The sequence below is a fragment of the Rhizobium sp. BK602 genome, from assembly GCF_014195095.1.
Lineage (GTDB): Bacteria > Pseudomonadota > Alphaproteobacteria > Rhizobiales > Rhizobiaceae > Rhizobium.
This window is the reverse complement of record NZ_JACIBC010000002.1, coordinates 360,060-385,783: the sequence shown is the minus strand read 5'-3', so window position 1 is coordinate 385,783 and position 25,724 is coordinate 360,060. Positions and strand designations below refer to the sequence as shown.

16 protein-coding genes and 1 riboswitch are annotated in these 25,724 nt (G+C 63.2%); of the genes, 7 read left to right on the top strand and 9 right to left on the bottom strand.

All coding sequences use genetic code 11. The annotated features are described in order from the left end of the window. Positions 1-64: 64 nt before the first annotated feature. Positions 65-1,981, top strand: a complete 1,917-nt coding sequence (gene dxs / locus FHX11_RS07235; RefSeq protein WP_184356510.1) for a 1-deoxy-D-xylulose-5-phosphate synthase — start codon at positions 65-67, stop codon at positions 1,979-1,981. A 148-nt stretch (positions 1,982-2,129) separates the two neighbouring features. Here the strand turns inward: dxs and FHX11_RS07230 are convergent, their stop codons facing one another. Continuing rightward, complete coding sequence (locus FHX11_RS07230) at positions 2,130-4,070, bottom strand: methyl-accepting chemotaxis protein (protein ID WP_184356508.1); 1,941 nt, start codon at positions 4,068-4,070, stop codon at positions 2,130-2,132. Between the two features lie 325 nt (positions 4,071-4,395). Here FHX11_RS07230 and FHX11_RS07225 point away from each other — a divergent pair, with 325 nt between their 5' ends. Next, the gene (locus FHX11_RS07225) at positions 4,396-5,136 is read left to right on the top strand and encodes a TlyA family RNA methyltransferase (protein WP_184356506.1); all 741 of its coding nucleotides are present in this window, start codon (positions 4,396-4,398) and stop codon (positions 5,134-5,136) included. Next, positions 5,133-6,383, top strand: a complete 1,251-nt coding sequence (locus FHX11_RS07220) for a class I SAM-dependent RNA methyltransferase (RefSeq protein ID WP_184356504.1) — start codon at positions 5,133-5,135, stop codon at positions 6,381-6,383. Before FHX11_RS07225 ends, FHX11_RS07220 begins: the two co-directional genes overlap by 4 nt. 52 nt (positions 6,384-6,435) lie before the next feature. Here FHX11_RS07220 and FHX11_RS07215 read toward each other — a convergent pair whose 3' ends face one another. Both FHX11_RS07215 and FHX11_RS07210 read right to left on the bottom strand, forming a co-directional pair. Beyond that, the gene (locus tag FHX11_RS07215; RefSeq protein ID WP_184356502.1) at positions 6,436-7,188 is read right to left on the bottom strand and encodes a crotonase/enoyl-CoA hydratase family protein; all 753 of its coding nucleotides are present in this window, start codon (positions 7,186-7,188) and stop codon (positions 6,436-6,438) included. 10 nt (positions 7,189-7,198) lie between these two features. Beyond that, positions 7,199-8,977 carry an acyl-CoA dehydrogenase gene (locus FHX11_RS07210; RefSeq protein ID WP_184356500.1) on the bottom strand — a complete coding sequence of 593 codons (1,779 nt, stop codon included), beginning with the start codon at positions 8,975-8,977 and terminating at the stop codon, positions 7,199-7,201. A gap of 256 nt (positions 8,978-9,233) precedes the next feature. Between FHX11_RS07210 and FHX11_RS07205 the strand changes: the two genes are divergently transcribed. Then, positions 9,234-10,235 (top strand): transporter, encoded by a 1,002-nt coding sequence (locus FHX11_RS07205; protein WP_184357513.1) that lies wholly within the window; start codon positions 9,234-9,236, stop codon positions 10,233-10,235. 70 nt (positions 10,236-10,305) lie between these two features. On the opposite strand, the gene FHX11_RS07200 is transcribed toward FHX11_RS07205, so the two are convergent. Then, on the bottom strand, positions 10,306-10,797 hold the full coding sequence (locus tag FHX11_RS07200; protein ID WP_184356498.1) for a BA14K family protein: 492 nt from the start codon (positions 10,795-10,797) through the stop codon (positions 10,306-10,308). A gap of 225 nt (positions 10,798-11,022) precedes the next feature. On the opposite strand from FHX11_RS07200, the gene FHX11_RS07195 reads away from it, so the two are divergent. Then, positions 11,023-12,024 (top strand): GH25 family lysozyme, encoded by a 1,002-nt coding sequence (locus tag FHX11_RS07195; protein WP_184356496.1) that lies wholly within the window; start codon positions 11,023-11,025, stop codon positions 12,022-12,024. A 103-nt stretch (positions 12,025-12,127) separates the two neighbouring features. Here the strand turns inward: FHX11_RS07195 and FHX11_RS07190 are convergent, their stop codons facing one another. Together FHX11_RS07190 and FHX11_RS07185 are read right to left on the bottom strand one after the other, a co-directional pair. Continuing rightward, positions 12,128-13,216, bottom strand: coding sequence for a hybrid-cluster NAD(P)-dependent oxidoreductase (locus tag FHX11_RS07190; RefSeq protein ID WP_184356494.1), 1,089 nt, complete (start codon positions 13,214-13,216; stop codon positions 12,128-12,130). 3 nt (positions 13,217-13,219) lie between these two features. Next, positions 13,220-14,464 carry an aromatic ring-hydroxylating dioxygenase subunit alpha gene (locus FHX11_RS07185; RefSeq protein ID WP_184356492.1) on the bottom strand — a complete coding sequence of 415 codons (1,245 nt, stop codon included), beginning with the start codon at positions 14,462-14,464 and terminating at the stop codon, positions 13,220-13,222. A 99-nt stretch (positions 14,465-14,563) separates the two neighbouring features. Then, a riboswitch (cobalamin riboswitch) is annotated at positions 14,564-14,769 on the bottom strand. Positions 14,770-15,205: 436 nt separating this feature from the next. Between FHX11_RS07185 and FHX11_RS07180 the strand changes: the two genes are divergently transcribed. Next, on the top strand, positions 15,206-16,180 hold the full coding sequence (locus FHX11_RS07180) for an L-threonylcarbamoyladenylate synthase (RefSeq protein ID WP_184356490.1): 975 nt from the start codon (positions 15,206-15,208) through the stop codon (positions 16,178-16,180). 35 nt (positions 16,181-16,215) lie between these two features. Then, positions 16,216-17,646, top strand: coding sequence for an FAD-binding oxidoreductase (locus FHX11_RS07175; RefSeq protein WP_184356488.1), 1,431 nt, complete (start codon positions 16,216-16,218; stop codon positions 17,644-17,646). 345 nt (positions 17,647-17,991) lie between these two features. On the opposite strand, the gene FHX11_RS07170 is transcribed toward FHX11_RS07175, so the two are convergent. From FHX11_RS07170 to FHX11_RS07160, 3 genes are all read right to left on the bottom strand, one after another. Further along, positions 17,992-20,982: a DNA translocase FtsK gene (locus tag FHX11_RS07170; protein WP_184356486.1), complete on the bottom strand. Its 2,991-nt coding sequence runs from the start codon at positions 20,980-20,982 to the stop codon at positions 17,992-17,994. Between the two features lie 254 nt (positions 20,983-21,236). Then, positions 21,237-22,958 carry a penicillin-binding protein 2 gene (locus FHX11_RS07165; protein WP_184356484.1) on the bottom strand — a complete coding sequence of 574 codons (1,722 nt, stop codon included), beginning with the start codon at positions 22,956-22,958 and terminating at the stop codon, positions 21,237-21,239. A gap of 203 nt (positions 22,959-23,161) precedes the next feature. Continuing rightward, a complete protein-coding gene (locus FHX11_RS07160) occupies positions 23,162-25,669 on the bottom strand; it encodes a DUF1217 domain-containing protein (protein ID WP_184356482.1) in 2,508 nt (835 codons plus the stop codon). Positions 25,670-25,724 lie beyond the last annotated feature (55 nt).

Here is a 25,724-nt window from a genome sequence, read left to right as displayed (position 1 = left end):
CCGCAATCTGTTTTGACGTAAAGGCGGGCTGCCGCCCAAGAATAGCAAGAAAGAGGCTCCAGCCTTGACACAAATGCCAGAGACGCCCCTGCTGGACCAGGTCCACTATCCTTCCGACCTGCGCAAGCTGGACGACCGGGACTTGCCGCAACTCGCCCGCGAAGTCCGCGACGAGATGATCGATGCGGTCTCGCGCACGGGCGGACATCTCGGCGCCGGCCTCGGCGTCGTCGAGCTTACCATCGCCATCCACAATGTCTTCGACACGCCGAACGACCGCCTGATCTTCGATGTCGGGCACCAATGTTATCCGCACAAGATCCTGACCGGCCGGCGCGATCGCATCCGCACCCTGCGCCAGGAGGACGGGCTTTCCGGCTTCACCCGCCGTGCCGAGAGCGAATATGATCCCTTCGGCGCGGCGCATTCGTCGACGTCGATCTCTGCCGGTCTCGGCATGGCCGTCGCCTCCGAACTCGACAAGACCGACCGTCGGGTGATCGCCGTCATCGGCGACGGCGCGATGTCGGCCGGCATGGCCTATGAGGCGCTGAACAATGCCGGTGCGCTCGACGCCCGGCTGATCGTCATCCTCAACGACAACGACATGTCGATCGCCCCGCCGACGGGCGCGATGAGCGCCTATCTGGCCCGCCTCGCCTCCGGCCGCACCTATATGGGCTTCCGCGATTTCGGCAAAAAACTGACCGCCTATCTCGGCAAGAATGTCGACCGCGCCATCACCCGCGCCGTCGAGCATGCGCGCGGCTATGTCACCGGCGGCACGATGTTCGAAGAGATGGGCTTTTATCACATCGGCCCGATCGACGGTCATTCCTTCGAGCATCTGCTGCCGGTTTTGCGCAATGTCCGCGACAATGCGCAGGGTCCGGTCCTGATCCATGTCGTCACGCAGAAGGGCAAGGGCTATGCGCCGGCCGAAGCGGCGGCTGACAAGTATCACGGCGTCAACAAGTTCGATGTCATCACCGGCGCGCAGGCCAAGGTGAAGCCGAATGCGCCGAGCTATACCAGCGTCTTTGCCGACGCGCTCGTGCAGGAAGCGGCGCTCGACGACAAGATCGTCGGCATCACCGCGGCCATGCCGAACGGCACCGGCCTCGACAAGCTGCAGGAATTCTTCCCGAAGCGCTGTTTCGATGTCGGCATTGCCGAGCAGCATGCCGTTACCTTCGCCGCCGGCCTTGCCGCCGAGGGTTTCAAGCCGTTCGCCGCGCTCTATTCGACCTTCCTGCAGCGCGCCTACGACCAGGTGGTGCATGATGTGGCGATCCAGGGCCTGCCGGTGCGCTTCCCGATCGATCGCGCCGGATTTGTCGGCGCCGACGGACCGACGCATGCCGGCTCCTTCGATACCGCTTTCCTCGCCACCCTGCCCGGTTTCGTCGTCATGGCAGCCGCCGACGAGGCGGAACTGAAGCATATGGTGCGCACCGCCGCCGCCTATGATCTCGGACCGATCTCCTTCCGCTATCCGCGCGGTGAAGGTGTCGGTATCGAGCTGCCGGAACGCGGCGACATCCTTGAAATCGGCAAGGGCCGCATCGTCAAGCAGGGCTCGAAGGTGGCGCTATTGTCCTTCGGCACGCGGCTCGCCGACAGTCTGGCCGCCGCCGAGGATCTCGATGCCGCCGGCCTGCCGACGACGGTTGCGGACGCGCGCTTTGCCAAGCCGCTCGACCACGACCTCATCCGCCAGCTTGCCAGCCATCACGAAGTGCTGATCACCATCGAGGAAGGCTCGGTGGGCGGTTTCGGCAGCCAGGTCATGCAGTTCCTCGCCAGCGAAGGCCTGCTCGACAATGGCCTGAAGATCCGCTCGCTGGTCATGCCCGATGTCTGGATGGAACAGGCCAAGCCCGAGGTCATGAACGCCAAGGCCGGTCTCGACCGGGCCGGCATCGTTCAGACGGTGTTCAAGGCGTTGGGACGCAGCCGGATTATCGGAGCTGCTGGATAGATTAACCTCCCCCTTGAAGGGGGAGGTCGCCGCAAAGCGGCGGGTGGGGGTGATATCCCACGAAAAGAAATGAGACTTCGGCCTATGCCGCCATCACCCCACCCCGGCACGATGTGCCGACCCTCCCCATCGAGGGGAGGGTGATAGATCAAAACTCTTCCCACTCGTCCTGAGCAGCGGCTGCCGCCGTTGCCTTGCCGCCGAACGCCTTGGCGACGGTGCGGCCAAGCGCGCGTGCCGGCGAGGCGGCCGGCCTCGATTGCGTCGACGCCGCCACCGGGCGCTTGGCCTCCACCGGCCTGCCGCCGCTGAGGCGGAACTGCTGCAGGAGTTCGTTGAGGGATGCCGCCTCGCGGGCGAGCGCATGGCTTGCCGCCGTCTGTTCTTCGACCATGGCGGCATTCTGCTGCGTGCCCTGGTCCATGTTGTTGACGGCGGTGTTGATCTCCTGCAGGCCGGTCGATTGCTCGCGGGTCGCCGTAACGATCGCGCCGACGTGACGATTGATCTCCTGCACTTCCGAGACGATCAGTTCCAGCGCCTTGCCGGTCTCGCCGACGAGCGAGACGCCGGTATTGACCTGATCGCTCGAGGTGGTGATCAGCGCCTTGATCTCCTTGGCGGCATTGGCCGAGCGCTGCGCCAGTTCGCGCACCTCCTGGGCGACGACGGCGAAGCCCTTGCCGGCATCACCGGCGCGGGCAGCCTCGACGCCAGCGTTGAGCGCGAGAAGGTTGGTCTGGAAGGCGATGTCATCGATAACGCTGATGATATTGCTGATCTCGCCCGAGGATTTTTCGATCTGCTGCATGGCGGAGACCGCCTTGCGCACCACCTCGCCGGACTTCTCGGCACCCTGACGGGCGCGTTCAACGAGATGGCCGACATCCTCGGCGCGCTTGGCCGAGTCGCGGACCGTCGTCGTCACCTCTTCGAGGGCTGCAGCGGTCTCTTCGACGGCGGCGGCCTGCTGTTCGGTGCGGCGGGCGAGATCGTCGGCAGCCGAGCGGATCTCCGTCGCGCCGGCATTGATCGCGGCGGCATTGGTGCCGACGGATTGCAGGGCGGCTTCCAGCTTCTCGACGGCATTGTTGAAGTCGGCGCGGACGCTGTCGAACTGCGGCGCGAAGGCACGGTCGAGGCGCGCGGCGACATCGCCGGCGGCCAAAGTCGAAAGGCCGCTTGCCAGGGCCTCCATGGCGAAGCGGATTTCACCGTCTTCGCGCGCCTTCTGCTCGTCGCTCAGCTGGCGCTGGCGCTCGGCATCACCGCGCATGCGCTCGGTCTCGCCGGAAAGGCGCAGCTTCTCGATCGCTGCATCCTTGAAGACGAGAACGGCATCGGCCATACGGCCGACTTCATCGCCACGGCCGACGGCCGGAACGTCGATAGCATGCTCGCCACCGGCGAGCCGGCCCATAGCGGCGGTCATGCCGACAATCGGGTGGACGATGGTGCGCGACAGCAGCCAGGCCAGCACGGCGGCTGCGATCGAGGCGACAATGCCGCCGATGATCAGCGTCAGGCGCAGGTCGCTGTTGGCACCTTCCTGGATCGCCGTCAGCTCGCCGGCCTTGGCGCGGGCCGCTTCCTTGATCTTCGCGGCAGCCTCGCGGAAGCCGTCAAGCTGACCCTTGGTCTCGTTGCGGCCGATGTTGACGATCTGGTCGATCGGCATCTCCGTTTCCTTGCGAGCCTTTGCCTGCGGCTCGGCCAGCTGATGGAAATAGAGATCGGCAGCCTTCTGCATATTGTCGATGGACTGCAGAAGCGCCGGCTCGTTTGCGGCGGCAACCTTGGCCGCCGAGATGCCCTTCAGCATGCGGTCGCGATTGGCGAAGATATCGCCATAGGTGCTGTCGCTTCGAAACAGCAGGAAGCCGCGCAGGTTGACCGCCTGTTCCAGCATGGCCTGCTGGGAATCATCGATCAGGTTGACGAGCTGCTGCGACTTGGCGCGCTCGATCGCGGCGGCGGCGGACGCCTCTTCCTTGGCGTAGACGAGTGCTGAAACGCAGGCAAAAATGGCGATAAGCGCGGCAAAGGTGATGGCAAGCTTGCCATTCAAGGAGAGATTCTTCGCAAACATGGGCAAGCGCCTCCTGAGCGCTGGTCCTTACGAACATCGCCGAACCACCGGGAGGTGCGCGGTTCGAATGTTCGAAAATTCAAGGAAGAGGCATTGATTGGTGCGCGAAAGCACGAAGCCGTCATGGCAGGCGACTGTCTCGAAAACGGACAATCGCAATCCCCCGCATAAGTAGACGCTCTAACTTTAAAATCATTTAACTTCGCCCAGGATCAAACGCAGGCCGCCGTTTTCCGAAGCAGTTTCCCGCCCATGAGGAGGCCGCAAACGGCGGCCGCGGCACAAAACGCTTGCAACCTCGGCCATTGCCCGGCATGGACAGCCCATGTCCGAACCGCAACGCCTCGACCAGCTTCTCGTCACGCTCTCGCTTTTCGCCAGCCGATCGCGGGCGCGCGACGCCATTCAGCGCGGCACGGTAACCGTCGACGGCAAGCTGGTGACCAAGCCGGGCGCCCTGTTTACCGAACATGCCGCGATCGCCATCGACGATCCGGCCCAGGATTATGTTTCCCGCGCGGCACTGAAGCTCGTTGCCGCGCTCGATCACTTCCAGCTCGATCCGCAAGGCCGGCACTGTCTCGATGTCGGCGCCTCCACCGGCGGCTTTACCGAAGTCCTGCTGGAGCGGGGTGCCGCGCATGTCACCGCGATCGATGTCGGCCATGGGCAAATGCATCCGCGCATCGCCGGCGATCCGCGCGTGACCAATATCGAGGGGCTGAATGCCCGCAATCTGACCATCGAGGATATAGGCGGACCCGTGAGCTTCATCGTCTCCGATGTCTCCTTCATCTCGCTGAAGCTGGCGCTTGCCCCGGCTCTCGCGCTGGCCGAACCGCAGGCGCGCGCGGCGCTGTTGGTGAAGCCGCAATTCGAAGCCGGACGCGACGCGATCGGCAAGGCCGGTCTGCTGAAGGACCCGGCCTCCGCACCCGCCGTTGCCGCCGAACTGGAGCGCTGGTTCATCGAGGATATGGGCTGGCGCAGCCTCGGCCTTATCCCCTCGCCGATCACGGGCGGCGACGGCAACCAGGAATTTCTTCTCGCAGGGATCAAGCCATGAGCACCGAAACCGTCACCATCCAGAAGCTTGGCGCCCAGGGCGACGGCATCGCACAAAGTGCCGACGGGCCGGTCTATGTGCCCTTCACGCTGCCCGGCGAGACCGTCGCCATCGCGCGGATCAAGCACCAGGGCACGCTGATGTCGATCGCATCGGCCTCGCCCGAGCGCCGGGAGCCGCACTGTCGGCACTTCGGCCCCGAGGGCCTCAACGGCACCTGCGGCGGCTGCACGCTCCAGCACTATGCCGATGCACCCTACCGCGCCTTCAAGCGTCAGCTCGTGGCCGATGCGCTGCGCTCCAAGGGGCTGACGCCGGAGGTGGACGAGATCATCGCCGCCCATCCCGGCGAGCGCCGCCGTGTCGTCTTTGCCGCGCGCAAGACCGAGAAGGGCATGCTGATCGGCTTCAATCAGGCCGAGAGCCATCATATCGTCGCCATCGAGGAATGTCCGATCGCCGCGGCCGGGATCATCTCGCGGCTGCCGGCAATCCGCGCGGTCGGCGCCGCGGTCGCCGTCAATGCCGAGGCCTTCCGCATCTCCGTGCTCGAAACGCTGTCCGGCCTCGACCTCGCCATCGACGGCATCAAGAAGCTCTCCGACCAGCAGCGGCGCAGCGCCATCGAAACGGTACTGTCCCTTCGCGGCATCGCCCGCGTCTCGCTGAACGGTGAAATCCTGGTCGAGCCGGTGAAGCCGATGATCGATTTCGGTGGCGTGCTGGTCTCGCCGCCGCCAGGCGCCTTCACCCAGGCGACAAAGCCGGCGGAAGACGCCATGGCCGAGCTGGTCGCCGCCCATGTCGGCAAGGCGAAGCGGATCGCCGATCTCTTCGCCGGCAGCGGCACCTTCTCGCTGCGCCTGGCGCGCATCGGCCGCGTGCACGCCGTCGAAGGCGAGGAGAAGCCCTTGGCTGCTCTCGACCATGCCGCCCGCAATACGCAGGGCCTGAAGCCCGTCACCATCGAACGGCGCGACCTGTTCCGCCGCCCGCTGATGGCGCAGGAGCTGAAGAATTACGACGCCGTCGTCTTCGACCCTCCCCGCGCTGGCGCGGAATTCCAAAGCAAGGAACTCGCCCGCTCGGCGGTCAAGAAGATCGTCGCCGTCTCCTGCAACCCGCTGACGCTCGCCCGTGATCTCGCCCTGCTCACCGACAGCGGCTACCGCATCACCAGGGTGACCCCGATCGACCAATTCCTCTGGACATCGCATGTCGAGGTGGTGGCGGCACTGGAGAAGTAAGCGCTTCTGGTGGAAACCCGGTGGCCGACCCTCGTGGTGAGGATCACCCCGCTCACCGCTTCATGAACGCCTCAAACGCCGCCCGCGCTTCCGCGCTCTTGAGCTGTGCCGCAAAATGCGCAGCCTCCTCGCCGATGCGGGCGAGAACGTCCGTCGTCGAACCGCGGATCAAGTCACGGGCGATCCGCAGTGCCTCGGGCGGCTTGGCCGCGAGCCTGGCGGCGAACGACAGGGTTTCGGCCTCCAGTGTCTCCGGCGTCGTCACCTTCCAGATCAGGCCGGCATCCTTGGCATCCGCGGCCGAAAATCCCTCTCCGAGCGCCAGCAGGGCGAAAGCGCGCTGGTGGCCCATCACGCGCGGCGCAATCAGGCTGGAGGCGGCTTCGGGGACGAGGGCGAGATCGACGAACGGCGTCTTGAACAGGCTGCGGTCGGAGGCAATCGTCAGGTCGCAGTGCAGATGGATTGTCGTGCCGATACCGATCGCCAGGCCATCGACGCCGGAAACGATGGGCTTTCTCGCCGTCGCCAGCGCGCCCAGGAAATCCAGTACCTCGCGGCCCATGCTGCCGCCCATGGCGAAGGCCAGGAAGTCGGCCATGTCGTTGCCGGCGGAGAAGCAGCCCTCGGTGCCGAGAAAGACGGTGACGCGGATGTCCGGATCGTCGTTTGCCGCCTTCAGGGCATCGGTCATCGCCTGATACATGCCTCGGGTGATGGCATTCTTCTTTTCCGGCCGGTTGAAGCGGATCACCTGCACATGCGGCGCAGTTTCGGGGCGTTCGATCAGGATGTGGTCGGTCACGGATTTTTCCTCAGGCAAGAGCGATACGCGCGGCTTCTAGGCTGGAAGCGCCAGTCACGACGCGGTCGGCAAGCGCCGCCGTCTCGGCCAGCATGTTCTCGGCGGCAAAACGGCAAAGCGCGATGCGCTTCTCGCCCTCGCCATCGGCAACGTCCGTCAACGCCGCCTTGGCGAGATAGCTTCCCGTCAGCACGAGCCCGAACAGCCGCTGATAGGGCGTCGCCCCGGCCAGCGCCTCGGCCGCATGGCCTTCTGCCTGCCGCGCCAGCAGCCAGTCGCTGGCCGTTTCGAGATCGGCGATGGCGGCATTCAGCCGGTCGGCGGTCTCGCCGAAGCCATCGAGATTGGATTTGGCGACGGCGTCGGCGATCCCGCGCAATTCGCCGATGAAGCCGCGCACATGCTCGCCATCGGCAATGGTCAGCTTACGCGTGACGAGATCGATGGCCTGGATGCCGTTGGTGCCTTCATAGATCGGCGCGATGCGGGCGTCGCGCAGCAGGCGGGCAGCCCCCGTCTCCTCGATGAAGCCCATGCCGCCATGCACCTGGATACCCAGCGAGGCGACGTCGACGCCGGCATCGGTGGAGAAGGATTTGGCGATCGGCGTCAGAAGGGCGGCGCGCTCCTGCCAATGCCGCGCCTTGCCGGCATCGCGATGCGACATGTCGATCGCCTCGGCGCAGGCATAGCAGATGGCGCGCGAGCCCTGCGTCAGCGCCTTCATCGTCAGCAGCATGCGGGCAATATCGGGATGTTCGATGATCGGGCTCATACCCGATGCCGTCGTGCCCGGCGCCCGGCCCTGGGTGCGCTCCCGGGCATAGGCGATCGCCTTCTGCGTCGCCGCTTCCGCGATCGCCACACCCTGAATGCCGACGGCGAGGCGGGCATTGTTCATCATGGTGAACATGCAGGCGAGCCCCTTGTTCTCCTCGCCGACGAGCCAGGCGACCGCGCCCTTTTCAGCGCCGTACTTGCCGTCGCCATAGATCATCGTGCAGGTCGGAGAGCCGTGAATGCCGAGCTTGTGCTCCAGCGAATGGGCGAAATAGTCGTTGCGGGGGCCGAGCGAGCCGTCGTCGTTGACGAGGAATTTCGGCACCAGGAACAGGGAAATGCCGCGCGTGCCCGCCGGCGCGTCCGGAAGCCGGGCCAGCACGAAATGAACGATGTTTTCAGCCGCCTCGTGATCGCCCCAGGTGATGAAGATCTTCTGGCCGAAGAGGCGATAAGTGCCGTCATCGCGGCGCTCGGCGCGGGTGCGCAGCGCACCGACGTCCGAGCCCGCATGCGGCTCTGTCAGGTTCATCGTGCCGGCCCATTCGCCGGAAACCAGCTTCGACAGATACTTGCCTTTGAGATCTTCAGAGCCATGGGCGATGAGGGCTTCGACGGCCCCCATGGTCAAGGTCGGCGCCAGGCCGAAGGCCATGGAGGCGGAATTCCAGATTTCCAGCGTCGCGATATTCAGCATATGCGGCAAGCCCTGCCCGCCGAATTCCTCCGGCGCGGTCAACCCGTTCCAGCCGCCGGCGATCCAGTCGCGATAAAGCTTCTCCCAGCCATCGGGCAGCACCACCTTGCCGTCGACGAGCTTGGCGCCCTGCCGGTCGCCGATCTCGGCCAGCGGTTCCATCACATCCTCGGCGAACCGGCCGGCCTCCGTCAGAATGGCATCGACGACGTCGCCGCTGAGATCGCCCAGACGCCCCTCTTCCATTGCCTGTTCCAGGCCAGCGACATGCTTCAGCGTGAACGCGATTTCTTCAACGGGCGCCTTGTACATGATATCTCCTCCGCAGTGACGATGCCGAAAGCCTACCTCATCCATGCCATCGGCTGCCTATGTCCTATAGCTAATTGATTTTTACGTAAGCGTCAATTTTTAGCCGGCAATTGCCACATCAAAATTGCTGATCGCTCGCGCGAACCGTTCAGGCACGGCAAAAAGGCAAGATTTGAGACATCGACCCGGCCTTGCATAAACAATCGTCATGAACAATGACTATGGCAACTCCCTTGATGATGCGAACCGCCCGACCATGCACACGATCATGACAGCCAACAGGATACCCGGCTTTGTCTGGGCCTATCGCTTCCGCCCCGGCGCGGGAAAGGCCGAGCGGCTGTCCGAGGATATCCAGCGCCCCGGCCTCTTCGACGGCGAAGGCTTCGTCTGGCTGCATCTCAATCTCGTCGATGCCCGCGTCGCGGCTTTTCTTGAAGACATCCCAGGGCTCAACGAGCCGGCGCGCACGGCGCTGACCACCCACGAGACCCATGCGACGATCACCGTCGACGAGCAGATGCTGTTCGGAACCCTGGTCGATTTCCAGCGCGAGTTCGACCAGGAAACCAGCGATATCGGCTGGCTGCATTTCGTCCTGACCGACCGTTTCATCATCACGACGCGCCTGCAGCCGCTGCGCAGCGTCGAGCGGGCGCGGATGGCGGTGGAGAAGAACGCTGCGAAATTCGAAAGTCCGCTCGATCTGTTCGAGCTGCTGGTCATCGAATTCCAGCGCACGCTGATCTCGCTGGTCATCGAGATCACCGAGGAACTGAACCTCATCGAGGACTTCGTCTACGACAACGCGCCACGCGACGAACGACGGCGGCTGCCGCCGGTGCGCCGTACCATCGTGCGGCTCCATCGGCACCTGCGCACCGTGCTGACGCTGATGCGGCGGGCGGCGGCCTCTGACGACGATGAAATGCCGCTCGGCTTCGAGGATGTCGCCGGCCGGCTGACCGGGCGGCTGGAGGCGGTCGACCACGACGTCTATGCCCTGCAGGAGCGTGCCCGCCTGCTGCACGAGGAAATCGATTCGAAGCTGTCCTCCGAGATCAACCGGCACCTCTACATCCTGTCGATCATGACCGCCTTCCTGTTGCCGCCGACCCTGGTGACCGGCTTCTTCGGCATGAACACGTCCAATCTGCCGTTTTCGAGCGGCGGCGGCGGGACAGAATACGCCGTCGCGCTGATCATCGCCTCGATGCTGCTTGCCTGGTGGCTCTTGAAGCGGGTCAACATTCTCTGACGCCGACGTCCACCAACAAAAAACCGCCCGGCGGATGGCCGGACGGTTCTGGTTCAAGAGCCTGGCTCGCTCAGTAGTAGGGCGAATAGCACTGCTGGCGCGGGCCGTTATACGGCTGGAACGTATTGTCGTAGGCCCGATAGGACCGATAGCGCGCATAGCACCAGTCGACATGGCGCGGATTGACCCCAGCGGCGCGCGGCGGAGCCACGTAGCGCGGCTGGCTGGCGATCGCGCCGCCGATCAGGGCGCCGGCGCCGAAGGCGGCCAGCGGGAACCAGTAGCCGTTGTGATAGCGATAGCCGCGACGATAGTCACGGTAGCCACGATGACCGCCGTACCAGCCCTCGCGATAGTAGTGGCGGCGATAGTAGCCGCCGCGATAGCCGCCATAGTCGTCATAGCGGCGCCACTGGATCTGTTGGACACCTTCCGGAGCGGCCTTGTCCGCCGCCGCAACGGGTGCGGCAGGCATCTGCATTGCGAAGGACGGCGTGAAGCTCGTCAGAGCCACGGCGGCCGAAAGAGCGACTGTGGCAACTCTTGCACGGAAACCAAGCATTTGTATCTCCATTCCTGGCTTGTCTTGTGCTCAGCGATTAACGTTCCGTCGAGGGGACGGTTCCCCCTGCGCGCCGCAGGTCCCCAGATTGCGCCTGGACGCGGCGGTATTTGGTCTCTCCCTTAAATATGCACCAATTTAAGGGCTTATGCACAGGCTCCACGGTCAATTTGTAGCGAGCACATTCTTAACCCAGGATTAACCACTGCTATTTACCCTTGTTTCATGAAGGGATACCGGCAGACTTACCCTCTGATTTGCAGTTTCCTGATCGTCCTGGCCCTGCTGGGACTGACCTCGAGACTTGCGGCCGGCGAAATCCAACCCTGGACCGATCCACAAAACGCCCTCATCGTCGACGCCTACGAGCTGAACACCATCGACTGGGAAAAGCTGCTGCAGGACAAGCGTATCGCCGCCTTCATCTCCAAGGCGTCCGACGGCCTCCCCGAAAGCTTTAGCTGCACCGGCGATCACGCCGGTGACACCTTCGCGCACTGCAAGACCATGTGGCGCAAATATGCGGTGAGCCGCGAGCTTTACCAGACGCGGCGGTTGCTGGCGAAAACCAACGGCCTTCTGTGGGGCGCCTATCATCTGGGACGCCCGGGCAATCCGGTCGATCAGGCCAATCATTTTCTCGACTATGCCGATCCGAAACCGGACGAGCTGATGGTGCTGGACCTCGAGGGGCTGGATCAGACGCGCTTCATGTCGCTTGCCGACGCGCAGATCTTCGTCGGTCATATCAAGGTGCGGACCGGGCGCTATCCGATCCTCTATACCAATCACAATACCGCGCAGTTCATTGCCGACCACCGCCAGGACTATCCGATCCTGGCGCGGCTGCCGCTCTGGTATGCACGCTACAAGACCGACGTAAAAGGCACCTTCCCGCTCGGCAATTGGGACAGCTACGCCCTCTGGCAGTTCGTCTCCTCCGACAATTGCTCGGAAAAGAGCTGCCCTTACAGGGTGCCGGGAACGCTGACGGACATCGATGTCAATGTGGCGGCGATGACGAAGGTGCAGCTCGCCAAGATCTGGCCGCAGGGCGAGCTGCTGCCCGCCAAGCCGATGCCGGCGCCCGAGCTGATCGCCAAGGCGCCGAGCTGCGTCGAGCCGCTGCAGACGCTGGCTTCGCTGCTGATCGACCCCGTGGTCACGGCTTCGACGCCGCAACGGCCGGCGGTCGAGATCAATGAGTTGAACTACCAGGATTTCTAGGGCAATTCCGGGAAAAGCGCGCAGCAGCTTGTCATCGGGAATTGCATGAAGGCAATGGGATAGAGCGCCTCGTCGAAGCGCCCTATCGTTTCATCACCATGCCTCAGGCTTCGATCTGCACATCCGTCTTCGGACGGGAACAGCAGGCGAGGATGTAGCCCTCGTCGACCTCGTCATCGAGAATGCCGCCATTGTGGTTCATCTCGACTTCGCCCGAAAGCTTCAGCACCCGGCATGTGCCGCACAGGCCGGATTCGCAGGCCGCGCCGATCCGCACGCCGGCGCCCCGCGCCGCCTGCAGGATCGTCTGGCCCGGCGCACAGGCGACATCCTTGCCGGCCATGGTGAAGCGGATCGAGGTGGCCGCCTCGGCCGATGCGTCGTCGCTGACCTCGGCGAGCGGCGTTGCCGCCTGCGCCGGCTGGAAGCTTTCCTGGTGGTAGCGCGACATGTCGAAGCCATGAGCCTCGAGCATGGAGCGCACCGCATCCATGAAGACTTCCGGGCCGCAGCAGAAGATCGTGCGGTCCATGAAATCCGGCGCCAGCAGCGCGATCTTCGCCTTGTCGATGCGGCCCTTCAGGCCCGACCAGAGATCGGTGCGGCCGCAGCCCTCGACGATGAAGCCGAGATCGAGATTTGGCATGAAGCGGGCGAGATATTCCAGCTCCGAGCGGAAAATGATGTCGGATGGGCTGCGCGCGCAGTTGACGAAGGTGATGTCGGACAGCGGCGCGGTGTCGGACATGTAGCGCGTCATCGCCATCATCGGCGTGATGCCGGAGCCGGCCGAGACGAAGAGATATTTCTCGCCGGGATGGCGGATGTGGGTGAAGTCGCCGAGCGGACCGAAAGCCTTGATGCGCATGCCCGGCTTCAGGTTCTCGAACATCCAGCGCGTGCCGATGCTGTCCTTCTGCGCCTTCACCGTGACTGCGACCGAGAAGGGCCGCGACGGCGTGGAGGAGAGCGTATAGGTGCGCATGACCGGCTCCGGAGCCGTCGGCAGCTCCAGGGTGACGAACTGGCCGGGCAGATAGCGGAACCAGTTGTCCTTGTCGGAGCGGAATGTGAAGGTCATCACATCGGGCGCTTCCGGGGTTGCCGAGAGGCATTCGAGCAGATGCTGCCTGTCGCTCCAGGGCTGCATCTGATCCAGGTGCTGATGGCGGAGGGAGACGGTCATGTTCATGGCTCAGGCAACCGCCGACAATTTGGCCTGATCGCCCTGCAGCCGGTTGATCATGAAATTCGAATACCATTCGACGAACTGCATGACGCCGCCTTCGTCTTCCGGCGAATAGGGGCCGGGCTCGTAGGCGGGCGAGCGGATGCCGAAGGCATTTTCCTCGACGATCCGGCGGTCCTGATCGTTGGTCTCGGTCCAGACATGGGTGAGTTCGTCGAGACGATAGTCGACGCCTTCGACCGCGTCCTTGTTGACGAGCCATTTGGTCGTGACCTGCGTCTGCTCGGGGCCGAGCGGCAGCACGCGGAAGGTGATCGCATGGTCGGCGAGCACATGGTTCCAGGTCGTGGGATAGTGGAAGAGCAGCAAGGTGCCGATATGGCTTTCCAGCATATCATTGGCGAGCGGGCGCTGAACGGCGCGCTTGCCCGACATGGTGTAGCTCTCGGCATCCTGGATGAGCGGCATGCGGGCGGCACGGAACTGGCCGGTCGGCGACATGCGGAACTCGCTGGGAAGGTCCGCCGCCTCGCATTTCGCCCAATGCGCCGCGATCACCGGATCGTCCTTGGCGCCCTGTACGCCGGTGGCGCTCGGCGCTTCCGGATAGGTGCGGCAGAGTTCGGGATGGTTGGCCGCGCAATGATAGCATTCGCGATTGTTTTCCCACACGAGCTTCCAGTTGCCCTTCTCGATGATCGTGCTCTCGAAGGCGACCTTGGTCTCGCCGAGGCGATGACGGACGAGATAGGGCTCGACCATGGCGCGGAACGGCGCGAAGTCCGGCGCCTGTTCTGCAAGGCAGATGAAGATGTAGCCACCGACGGTTTCGCAATGAACCGGCTTCAACGAGAACTGCTCCTTGTCGAAATCCTCCGGCATGTGGCGGGCAAAGAGCAGGCTGCCGTTCAGCTCGTAGGTCCACTGGTGATAGGGGCAGACGAGCTTGGCCGAGGAACCGCGCTCGCTGTTGCAGACGCGCGAGCCGCGGTGGCGACAGCTGTTATGGAAGGCGCGGATCACCTGATCGCGGCCACGGACCACGACGACCGGGTAATCGCCGATCTGGACGGTGAAATAATTGCCGGCGCGCGACACCTCGCAATCATGGCCGATGAACAGCCAGTCGCGATAATAGATCATCTCCATGTCGAGCTTGAAATAGTCGGGATCGGTATAGAAAGGCTGCTCGAGGCTGAAGCCTTCGCGACGGTTCTTCAATTGCCGCAAAACGTTGGTGCGTGTGTCCATGTGCCCTATTCCTTGCTCAATACCAAAAAGCAGGCAGAGGACATGCGCGGCCGGTTCTGGACGGCCGGAAGCAATGTCCCGACCGCCCGCCGCGGTCAGTAAACCATATGTCCCCAAGGCTGGTTTCCGGGCTCTGGAGCGGCCCTGTTTCCAGGACCCCATGGCACCTTCCCAGGCCCTCCCGGCCCAGTGGCTTTATCCGCCATGCCTCACTCCACCACCGTTGCGGGGGCAGCGCCGGATTTCGACCGGCTTCCCAATTCTCCGCCTCCCTAGCAGGCGGCACCTTGAGATTGATGTCATCATAATCCCCACCCTTGCCGCCGCTCTGCTGCAATGCGACATCGGCTTCGAAATTGGCGACAGGGGAACAAAGCCTGGCCGACAGGCGAGGGACACAGCGATATCGAAAGACAATTCAAGCCGTTAGCTTTACGGACAGGATGCGCTTTTTCGAAGGGAGCAATTCCGGGACATGACGCTTTATCTTAATTGCGACAGGCCCTTCGACGGCAGGTTTCCACGCGAATCCCACCCGCTTGAAGCGAGCTGCCAACGCAATCGTCGCGGACCCAGTACCGGCAGCGGCGGCGATACAATCAGGGACCACGACGAAGAGCTCCTTTTCGCCGCCGGGCGCGACAGGTCACCAGCGACATTGCGGCATCATTCGCGAGCTTTGATCATTGATCCCCAAACTTGAAAAGCATAAGAACGGCCTGAACTGCAACCGGTCCGGCCATGGCACGACATATCGACATCCTTGAGAACCCCGAGACGGCGATAGCCGAGGCGACGACCACGCTCGCCGAGGGGTTGCCGATCGGCCTGCCGACCGAGACGGTCTACGGGCTTGCCGCCGACGCCACCAATCCGGCCGCCATTGCCCGCATCTACGAGACGAAGGGGCGGCCGCGCTTCAATCCGCTGATCTGCCATATGAGCGATCTCGCCATGGCCGAGCGCTATGCGGTCTTCGATCCGATCTCGCGCAAGCTGGCCGAGGCCTTCTGGCCGGGCCCGCTGACGCTGGTGCTGCCGTTGCGGCCGGAAAGCGGCATTCATCCGCTGGCAACGGCCGGGCTCGACACGGTCGGCATTCGCGTGCCGCAAGGCTTTGCCGGCGCGCTGATCCGCGCCTTCGACCGTCCGCTTGCCGCGCCGAGCGCCAATACATCCGGCAAGATCAGCGCCACCAGCGCCGATCATGTCGATGACGACCTTGGGGAGCGGATTTCACTCATCCTCGATGCCGGTGCCTCGGTCGTCGGCGTCGAATCGACCATCGTCAAGGTCGAGGATGGCGAGATACGCCTCCTGCGGCCCGGCGGCCTTGCGGCTAGCGAGATCGAGCGGGTGGCGGGCAAGGCACTGAAGCGCAAGAAGAAGGCCTCGGCCGCCATCGAGGCGCCGGGCATGCTCGCCTCGCATTATGCGCCAGGCGCAGCCGTGCGGCTCGACGCGACGGACATCTCCGCAAACGAGGCGCTGATCCGCTTCGGAACGCCCGACATTGCCGGCATCGAACGTGCCATTGCCGTGCTGGACCTGAGCCCCTCCGGCGATCTTTCGGAAGCCGCCGCAAACCTCTTCGATTTCATGAAGCGCGCCGATGCCAGCGGCGCCGTGACGATTGCCTTTTCGCATATTCCCGACGAGGGGCTCGGCGAGGCCATCAACGACCGGCTGCGCCGCGCGGCCGCGCCCAGAGAGTAAATCCGACCACACGCAATTCGGCAAAAGGATACGCCATGAGCAGCGCCGCCCCCTCCTCCGCCCTTCTCGATCGCTTTGCCGCCATCGTCGGAGAAAAGCATGCGTTGCGGGAAGCGGGGGATCTCGCCCCGCATCTGGTGGAAAACCGCGGGCTCTATCATGGCGCCTCGCCGCTGCTCCTGAAGCCCGGCTCGGTGGAAGAGGTTTCGGCGATCCTGAAACTTGCCAGCGAGACCGGCACGGCCATCGTTCCCCAGACGGGCAATACCGGCCTTGTCGGCGGGCAGACGCCGCGCGAGGGCGGCTCCGACATCATCCTGTCGCTGGAGCGGATGAACCGTGTCCGCGACATCGATCCGGTCGGCAACACCATGGTCGTCGACGGCGGCTGCATCCTCGCCGAGGTGCACAGGGCGGCGGCCGAGCACGGCCGCATGTTTCCGCTGTCGCTCGGCTCGGAAGGCTCGTGCCGCATCGGCGGCAACCTCTCCACCAATGCCGGCGGCACTGCCGTTCTCGCCTATGGCAACATGCGCCAGCTCTGCCTCGGCCTCGAGGTCGTCCTGCCGACCGGCGAGATCTGGAACGGCCTGCGCCGCCTCAAGAAGGACAACACCGGCTACGATCTGCGCGATCTCTTCATCGGCGCCGAAGGCACGCTCGGGATCATCACCGGCGCGGTGCTGAAGCTCTTCCCGCAACCGCTTGGCCATCAGGTGGCCTTTGCCGGCATCCAGTCGGTCGAGGACGCGCTGACCCTGTTCAAGAACGCCGCCGGGCTTTGCGGGACGGCGTTGACGGGCTTCGAGCTGATGCCGCGCATCGGCGTCGAATTCACCGTGCGCAATATTCCTGGCGTGCGCGATCCGCTGGAGACCGTGCATCCCTGGTATGTGCTGATCGATATCTCGACCTCCGATTCGGCCGAGACCGCCGAGCGGATGATGACGGCGCTGCTCGAACAGGGCTACGAGGACGGCCTGATCCAGGATGCGACCATCGCCAGCTCGGAAGCCCAGCAAAAGGCCATCTGGCACATGCGCGAGAGCATGTCGGATGCGCAGAAGCCAGAGGGCGGCTCGATCAAGCATGACGTTTCCGTACCGGTGGCGCAGATCCCGCAATTCATGGCCGAGGCGGAGACCGCCGTGCTCGCCGCCCTGCCCGGCGCCCGCATCTGCGCCTTCGGCCACATGGGCGACGGCAATATCCACTACAACATCTCGCAGCCCGTCGGCGCCGACAAGGCGGAGTTCATCGGCCGCTGGCACGACATGAACAAGATCGTGCACGGCCTGGTGCTGAAGCACGGCGGCTCGATCTCGGCCGAACACGGCATCGGGCAGCTGAAGCGCGACGAGCTGGCCTCGATCCGCTCCGATATCGAGATGGACCTGATGCGCCGCATCAAGACGGCGTTCGATCCGGCGGGGGTGATGAATCCGGGGAAAGTTTTGCGGGTTTGAATACCTTTTCGTCAAAGGGGAAAAGAACTCGCGGAACGGGCAGATTGAGGGGACATTGCACCGCAAGGCTGCCTTTCGCTTGGCGCTCAAGGCCCTCGGGATCATCCCTCGGCCCCCTCATCCGCCCTGTCGGGCACCTTCTCCCCGTTGGGGAGAAGGAGGGGGACCACATCGGACTCTTTGCAGAAGAAAATTTCGGGAGGAGCACGCTCTGTTTGCTCCCAAGGGCCGGCCGTATTCCTTCTCCCCAGCGGGGAGAAGGTGGCCGACAGGCCGGATGAGGGGGTATCCTGAGCGGCAAGCGAAGGATATCGTGAGCCCCTCCCCCAACGACAGGCTATTTACTCAATCAAAATCCTCATTGCCCGCATTGCCGCCGCCATTGCGGTTGCCCGAGATGATCTCGCGCTTGCCGACATGGTTGGCGGGACCGACCAGGCCGTCCTTTTCCATGCGCTCGACGAGCGAGGCGGCGCGGTTGTAGCCGATGCCGAGGCGGCGCTGGATGTAGGAGGTCGAGCACTTCTTGTCGCGCATGACGACCTTGATCGCCTGTTCGTAGAGATCGTCGCCGTCTTCGGAGGCGATGGCGCCCTTGTCGAAAACCGCGGTATCCTCTTCCTCGTCTTCTTCGTCCTCGTCGGCGGTGACCGTGTCGAGATATTCCGGACGGCCCTGCAGCTTCAGGTGGGCGACGACCTTCTCGACTTCCTCGTCCGAGACGAAGGGGCCGTGAACGCGGGAGATGCGGCCGCCACCGGCCATATGCAACATGTCGCCCTGGCCGAGGAGCTGTTCGGCACCCTGTTCGCCGAGGATGGTGCGGCTGTCGATCTTCGACGTCACCTGGAAGGAGATGCGCGTCGGGAAGTTCGCCTTGATCGTGCCGGTGATGACGTCGACCGACGGACGCTGCGTCGCCATGATCAGGTGGATGCCGGCGGCACGCGCCATCTGCGCCAGACGCTGGATCGCGCCTTCGATCTCCTTGCCGGCGACCATCATCAGGTCGGCCATTTCATCGACGATGACGACGATATAGGGCATCGGCGTCAGATCCATCTCCTGGTTCTCCTCGATCGGGGCACCGGTGCCCTTGTCGAAGCCGGTCTGGACCATGATGTGGATCGTCTCGCCCTTTTCCTTGGCGGAGGCGACACGGCTGTTGTAGCCGTCGATGTTGCGCACGCCGAGGCGCGACATCTTGCGATAGCGATCCTCCATCTCGCGCACCGCCCATTTCAGCGCCATGACGGCCTTCTTGGGGTCGGTGACGACCGGGGTCAGCAGGTGCGGGATGCCGTCATAGACGGAGAGTTCCAGCATCTTCGGATCGACCATGATCAGGCGGCACTGTTCCGGCGTCATCCGGTAGAGCAGCGACAGGATCATCGTGTTGATGGCAACCGATTTACCGGAACCAGTGGTGCCGGCAACAAGCAGATGCGGCATCTTGGCGAGCTCGGCGATCACGGGCTCGCCGCCGATCGTCTTGCCGAGGCCGAGCGCCAGCTTGTAGCCGCTCTTCTCGAAATCGGGCGAATCGATCATCTCGCGGAAATAGACGGTCTCGCGATTGACGTTCGGCAGTTCGATGCCGATGACGTTGCGGCCGGGGACCACAGCGACGCGGGCCGACAGCGCCGACATCGAACGGGCGATATCGTCTGCGAGGTTGATGACGCGCGAGGATTTGACGCCGGGGGCCGGCTCGAATTCATAGAGCGTGACGACCGGGCCGGGACGGACATGGATGATCTCGCCCTTGACGCCGAAGTCCTCCAGCACGCTTTCCAGAAGGCCGGCATTCTGCTCCAGCGTCTCCTGCGTCATGATCACGCCGGAACGGGCGACGGGCTCCTGCAGCAATTCGCGCGGCGGCAATTCATAGTCGCCCTCGCCGCTGCGGGCGATCGGCCGCCATTCCGGCGGGGTTATGGCATTGGGCCTGCGCGGCGTGATCTGCGACGGCGGCGGATCGATCAGCCGCTGCTTGGCGGCCTCGACGGCGGCGACGGCGGGTTTTGCCTCGGCGACCGGAGCGACAGCCGGAGGCGCGGAGACTTTGACCGGCATCGGCGCGACGACCATGACCGGAGCCGGCGACGGCTTGCTCGGGGCCGGAGCGACCTGCGGTTCGACAACGGCCTCAGGCGCGTTGGCGAAGACGGCGGTGACGAAGGCGGGCGGCACAAAGGCGGCGGGCTCGATCGTGTCCGGCTTTACGACAACAGGAGCGACCATTTCGATTGCGGCCGGGACAGTCGGCGCCAGAGCAATGGCCTCCAGCGCGGCAAGCTCGTCCATCACGAGATTGCCGACCGGCAGCGGCTGCGATTCGACCGGAGCGACGATTGCGGCATCCGGCGAAACGACGATGTCCTGCGGCATATCCACGACGGTTGCCGGGCGGCGGCATTCGACCACACGGAATTTCGCGACGATCGATTCGACCTCGGCCTGGATCTCGGGAACGAGCGCCGGCTGAACCAGCGCACCCTTGATGGCGGACACGAATTCTCCCTCGAAGGGCATGGCATCCCAGAAGGCGAAATCGGAGAGATGGGCAAGCCGCGACTCGACCACGGGCGCGGCGACGGATTCTGCAACTTTCGGCAATGACGGCGAGGCATCCAGCGCGATCGCGGGGGCCTTATGGAATGCGGTAGCGATGACGGTCATCTCCAATGCGTCCGGCGCGGCGGCCGGAGAGTTCTGAATTACGGCGGGATGATAGGCTGCGGCCGAAAACGGCATGTCTTCCCATGGGGGCAGATCGAATTCGGCCGGCGGCTCTGCTGCCGGCGGCGCGGAAGCCGCGACCGGCTGCGCGATCACCAGCGGCTCCATGACCCGCATTGCGGCATGGTTCACGGCCGGCGGCACGGGTGCGGCCGTAGGTGCGGGTTCGGCGGGCGGACGCCGGCTGACGATCTCGTTCTCGCGCGTCCGGGTGAAGCGGACATTCGGCCCCATCAGGAAGGCGTTCTGCCAGCCGGGCGAGGCAAGCTCCTCGGCGGAGATCCCATGCGGCGTTACCGGCATGATAGCCTGGCTTGTCGCGGTGCTCGCCTGCAGGGCTTCGACGACCGGCTTGGGGGCCGCCGCTATCCGCAGCCGCGCCTCTTCGGCAAGCCGCCGTTCCTCGGCGCGCCGGCGCTCCTCGGCCTGGCGCTTGGCCTCGCGGGCGACGCGGATCTTTTCTTCCAGGAATGCGCGGCGGGCGGCGATCTGCTCGGCCCGGCGGGCTTCTTCCGCGACCTGTTCCGGATCGGGCTCACCCTCCGGCTGGAAGCCATTTACCGCATTCGAAATGTTCGTTCGGGAAAGACGCATGAGACCTGCAACCCAGTCATTGATATTGCCGATGGCTTCCCAAATCGAATAGGGCAAAGACGGTTAATAAGTTCCTTCCGAGCGTCGTCGAATGCGCTTATTCCGCATTCCCAGGGCTTACGGAACGCGCCATGTCGGCACGGCGGCAGGGTGCGGGCCGACCTCCACGCACCGTGTGGGATAGTGGCGCGAATCGGTCATGATTTTCCGAAGAATTTGCCGGGAGCCATTGCCGCCGGGCTCCGTCCCGAGGATCAATAGGAGGTCAGCAGGTTCTGTCCGAAATTCGGCTCGACGCCGAGGAGCGGCGCGGCGCGGCTGACGATGTCGTGAACCATGGGTGCCGCCGTTTCGGTGGCGAGGTTCAAATTGTGCAGGCCCGTCAGCGGCTGGTCGATGAAGGACAGCACCACATATCTAGGGTTTTCCATCGGAAAAGCAGCGAGGAAGGAATTGAAGCTCAGCTTGTGCGAATAGACGCCGTTGATCACCTTGTTCGCCGTGCCCGTCTTGCCGCCGACATGGAAGCCGGGGACATCGGCGGTTCGGCCGGTGCCCTGTTCGCCGTTCAGCCTGAACAAATATCTGATGACGTCGCTGGTGCTCTTCTTGACGATCATCTTTTCGGTCTTCTCGGCCTCCTCCTGCGTCCGCGGCAGGAAGGAGGGCTCGATCAGTTCGCCGCCGTCGATCAGGGCGGCTCCGGCAACGGCCGTCTGCATCGGCGTGGTCGCAACGCCATGGCCGAAGGCGGCGGTGATCGAGTTGATCTTCTTCCACACTTTCGGCTGGCTTGGAGCTTTCACCTCGGGTAGCTCCGTCTGCATCCTCGAGAGCAAGCCGAAGCGGGTCAGATAGGCCTTCTGGACGTCCATTCCGACCTTGTCCATCATCTTGGCGGTGCCGACGTTGGACGAATAGCGGAAGATTTCGGGGATCGACAGCACGCGTCTGGGAACGTCACGGTCGTCGTGGATGGTGAAGCCGCCATAGTGCAGGGGTGTACTGGCATCGAATGTGTCGCTCAGCTTGACCGTGCCGGTGTCGATGGCCATCGCGATCGAGAAGGTTTTGAACACCGAGCCCATTTCATCGGTGCCATCGGACATGCGATTCAGCCAGCCCTTGACGTCCGCCTGCGGGTCATTCGGATCGAAATCGGGAACCGATGCCATGGCCAGCACCTCGCCGGTATGGATATCGAGGATGACCGCGCCGGCCGACTGAGCCTGATATCGGCCGATCGCATCCGTCACGACATCATGAACGATATTCTGAACGCGCAGGTCGATCGACAGGTGGACGGGCTGCAGGCTGTCGCGGCTTGCCATGCCGGCGGAGGTGAGGTCCGAAAGACCTTGCTCGTCAAGATACTTCTCCATCCCGGCGACGCCGTGATTGTCGATATCGACATAGCCCAGGACATGGGCGGCGGTGCGCCCGCCGGGATAGAAACGCTTGACCTCGGGGCGGAAACCGATTGCCGGGATCCCGAGGCCCAGAACCTCGCTCTGCTCCTTCGGCGTCAGCTGACGCCGCAGCCACGCAAAATGGGAGCGCCTGTCGGAAAGCTTCTGATACAGCGTCTTCTTGTCGAGGTCGGGGAATAGTCCGGAAAGCTTCTCCACCGCCTCGTCGACATCGACGATGTGAAACGGCTCGGCGAACATCGACACCGTCCGGATGTCGGTTGCCAAGAGCGCGCCGTTGCGGTCAACGATGTCGGGGCGCCATGCGATCGTCGAGCCGGACGGGATCTTCGTCGTCTCGACCGTCGGCTGCCAGTCGAGATAGACAACCTTTCCGCAGATGACGAGATAGGCGCTCGCGAGGATGCCCGCCAAGGCGAGAATGCGAGATTTCGCCTGCCTGTTCCGCCGGCCGGATGTCACGATGCGGCGTGCGCGGGCGCCGGAACTGAAGGTCAGTTCGACAAGACGGCCGCTCTTCTTGCTGAAGGTATGAATGATCGACATTGCTATGCAATTTAAGGAGATTCGGGGCGTAAAAGCGGCTCTGTATAGGCGCCTTTTTAGGTTAAGGCGTTTAAATAAATCTTAACACCGCCTTAAAATCTCTTCGCAAAGCTTCCTAAAATGAGACGCCAGCCGTCGGGACAGCGGAGCAGCACCGCGGTCGCCGAGATCGCGCCCACCCTATATGTTCGCGATCAAGTCCTTTAACGGGAGGAAAGCTGCGCGATCGACAGCAGAGTGTCGGCGCTGATGCCGGTACTGGAGGACGAACTCGTCAGGATGGACAGTGCGGGCGACGACGAGGAGCTGGTGTTGTTCGTCAGATCGTACATGGCCGAGAAGCGCTGCAGGAGCTTGTTGACCTTGTCCGGGTCATGCAGGTCGGTGATGTCGATGACCTTGTTGAGGAGCTTTGCCTGCGAATCGACATCCATGGAGGACATCGAGCTCGGCAGGCTGAAGGTCGTGGTGAGGACCTGATAGAGCGCGCTGTCACCCATGATATCGTAGATGGAGGTGATGTCCGGCGCCTTGCGCTGAAAATAGAGCGCCAGGCGCACGCCGGGATTGGTCTCCCCTTCCTGGTCCTCGAGGGTCTGGCGCAGGAAGAGATCGTTGGTCTGCGCGACCGTGCCCGTGTTCTGCGCGGTGCCCAGCTTGGTGTTGGTCAGGTTTCCATCCGTGTCGAAATTGAAGCCTTCGACGATGCTCTTGAATTGCGCACCGTCGTCCGTGTTGACGAAGCTCTTGGAATCGCTCGGATCGGATGCAAAAGCCTTCTTCAAGGTTGCTGTGCTGACCGTTTTCGGATCGATGCCGTTGGCCTTCAGGATGAAATCGGTGAGCTTGCTGTCGGCGAGGAGATCGCTGACGCTGGTGACCTTGACGATATTGGTGGCGAAATAGGTGCCGGCATCCTTGGCGTCGCTGGCGGCCTTCGTCTTCTCGGCACCCGTCAACCCGAAGGTGCTCTGGCTGGAATAATCCGAGATGTAGTTGTTGATCTGCGTCTGCGACAGCGCCTGGACCGGCGCCTCCAGCTTGCCGTCGCTGTCGAAGTTGAAGGCCTTGGCGAGATTGGTGAAGCGGTCGTCCTTGAGCGAACTGACATAGCTCTTGGGATCGTAGGGATCGCTCTCGAGGATCTTCTGCATCTGCGTCTTCGTCATTTCGCTCGAGCTGATGCCGTAGGCCCGCAGCGCCATGTCATAGAGCTCGGGGAGACTGTCATTGGACGAGTCGCTATCGGCCTCGGAATTGGTGGCGAAGAAATCCTTGATGGTCTTCACGTCGGCAATGCGGGTCTTGTAATTGTTGACGGCATCGGTGGTCAGGGATGTCTGCGACGCCTGGTAATTCTGCATGTAGGCCGTCGAGGCCGCGTCGATCTCGTCCTGGGATTGGGCGACATCGCCACTCGCCAGCGTCCCGTCCGACTGGAAGTTGAATGCCGCGACGACATCGGTGAGGCCGAAGATGGAGGCCGTCGACGAGCTCGCGAAGGCGTTCTTGAACACGACGGCCGGCGTATCCGCGGCAATGCCGTAGGCGGTCTTGATGTAATTCAGGAGACGGCTGTCCGAGGTCAGTTCGTCGACCGAGGTGATGGAGCCGATATGATCCTTGTAATAGAGATCGTTGTCGGTCGCGCCGACCGTCGTCGTGAAGGACGGGACCGTGCCGTTATAGGCGCTGGTGACATCGGTCATCTGACCAAGCGTCTGCGGGCCACCCTTGTAGTTGGCGGTATAGCCATCCGTCGTCGCGCTTATCTGGGCAGAGGTCTGCGCCTCTTCGCCATCGGCGACGGTGCCGTCGCTCTGGAAATTGAACTGCGCCATGACATCGGTCAGCCCCTTCGCTTCGGCGGTGGTCGCGTTCTCGGCGGCGGCGTTGAACTGGCTGGCGGTAATATAGGTCGGGATGTCAAAGGCGGTTTTGACATATTCGAACAGCCGGGGATTGGAGGTCAGCTCATCCACGGAGGTGATCGAGCCGATCTGGCTTTCGTAATAGGCTGTGTCGTCATCCGACGTCGACGTCTTCACCGTTCCGTCGGCATTGAAATTGAATTCGGCGGCCAGCGCCTTGGTCGCCGTGCTGCCATTCTGATTGACGAAGCTGTCGGGATCGCTGACATCGCTCGTCAGAACCTGTTTCAGATAGGAATTCGACGTATAGGTCGGGTCGAGGCCGTAAGCTTTCAGCACATAGTCTCTGAGGCGGCTGTTGCCGAGCAGGTCGTCGACGGTCTTAACATCGCTGATATGCAGGTTGTAATAGCTGGTTTCGGTCTGGGCAGCGGTTTCCTCCGTCGTGAAGGATTGCTTGTAGAGGCCGATCAGATCGTCTTCCTGGGTGCTGGTTTGCGCCGCCGAGGAGCTGCTCGTGCCAAAATTGAACGCCGCGGCGATTTCCTTGTAGCGCGGGTCGGTCAGTTTGTTGGCAAAACTGCTGGAATCGCTGAGATCGCTGGTCAAGACCTGTTTCATAAAGGCCTTGGCATAGGTCATGTCCGACAGGCCGTAGGCTTCCATGGCATAACTATAGAGCTGGTAGTCGTCCATGAAGTCGTCGACGGTTTTCACCTTGCCGATATTGGCATTGTAATAATCGATCTGACGCTTGTTCTGCGACTGGGATGCCACCTGATTGAGCGACGTCGCCATGCTTCTGGTAGCGGTCGTGTAACCAACATAGGTGGATACCATCAGTGCGATTCCCAATAAATCTCTAATATAAACCGAGCGAATCTCTCGATAGTAT

What these genes read in the sequence shown, in the direction of transcription:
- FHX11_RS07230 (WP_184356508.1), bottom strand. Translation starts at nt 4,070, where the DNA reads ATGTTTGCGAAGAATCTCTCCTTGAATGGCAAGCTTGCCATCACCTTT.
- FHX11_RS07225 (WP_184356506.1), top strand. Translation starts at nt 4,396, where the DNA reads ATGTCCGAACCGCAACGCCTCGACCAGCTTCTCGTCACGCTCTCGCTT.
- FHX11_RS07220 (WP_184356504.1), top strand. Translation starts at nt 5,133, where the DNA reads ATGAGCACCGAAACCGTCACCATCCAGAAGCTTGGCGCCCAGGGCGAC.
- FHX11_RS07210 (WP_184356500.1), bottom strand. Translation starts at nt 8,977, where the DNA reads ATGTACAAGGCGCCCGTTGAAGAAATCGCGTTCACGCTGAAGCATGTC.
- FHX11_RS07205 (WP_184357513.1), top strand. Translation starts at nt 9,234, where the DNA reads ATGCACACGATCATGACAGCCAACAGGATACCCGGCTTTGTCTGGGCC.
- FHX11_RS07200 (WP_184356498.1), bottom strand. Translation starts at nt 10,797, where the DNA reads ATGCTTGGTTTCCGTGCAAGAGTTGCCACAGTCGCTCTTTCGGCCGCC.
- FHX11_RS07195 (WP_184356496.1), top strand. Translation starts at nt 11,023, where the DNA reads ATGAAGGGATACCGGCAGACTTACCCTCTGATTTGCAGTTTCCTGATC.
- FHX11_RS07190 (WP_184356494.1), bottom strand. Translation starts at nt 13,216, where the DNA reads ATGAACATGACCGTCTCCCTCCGCCATCAGCACCTGGATCAGATGCAG.
- FHX11_RS07185 (WP_184356492.1), bottom strand. Translation starts at nt 14,464, where the DNA reads ATGGACACACGCACCAACGTTTTGCGGCAATTGAAGAACCGTCGCGAA.
- FHX11_RS07180 (WP_184356490.1), top strand. Translation starts at nt 15,206, where the DNA reads ATGGCACGACATATCGACATCCTTGAGAACCCCGAGACGGCGATAGCC.
- FHX11_RS07175 (WP_184356488.1), top strand. Translation starts at nt 16,216, where the DNA reads ATGAGCAGCGCCGCCCCCTCCTCCGCCCTTCTCGATCGCTTTGCCGCC.
- FHX11_RS07170 (WP_184356486.1), bottom strand. Translation starts at nt 20,982, where the DNA reads ATGCGTCTTTCCCGAACGAACATTTCGAATGCGGTAAATGGCTTCCAG.
- FHX11_RS07165 (WP_184356484.1), bottom strand. Translation starts at nt 22,958, where the DNA reads ATGTCGATCATTCATACCTTCAGCAAGAAGAGCGGCCGTCTTGTCGAA.
- FHX11_RS07160 (WP_184356482.1), bottom strand. Translation starts at nt 25,669, where the DNA reads ATGGTATCCACCTATGTTGGTTACACGACCGCTACCAGAAGCATGGCG.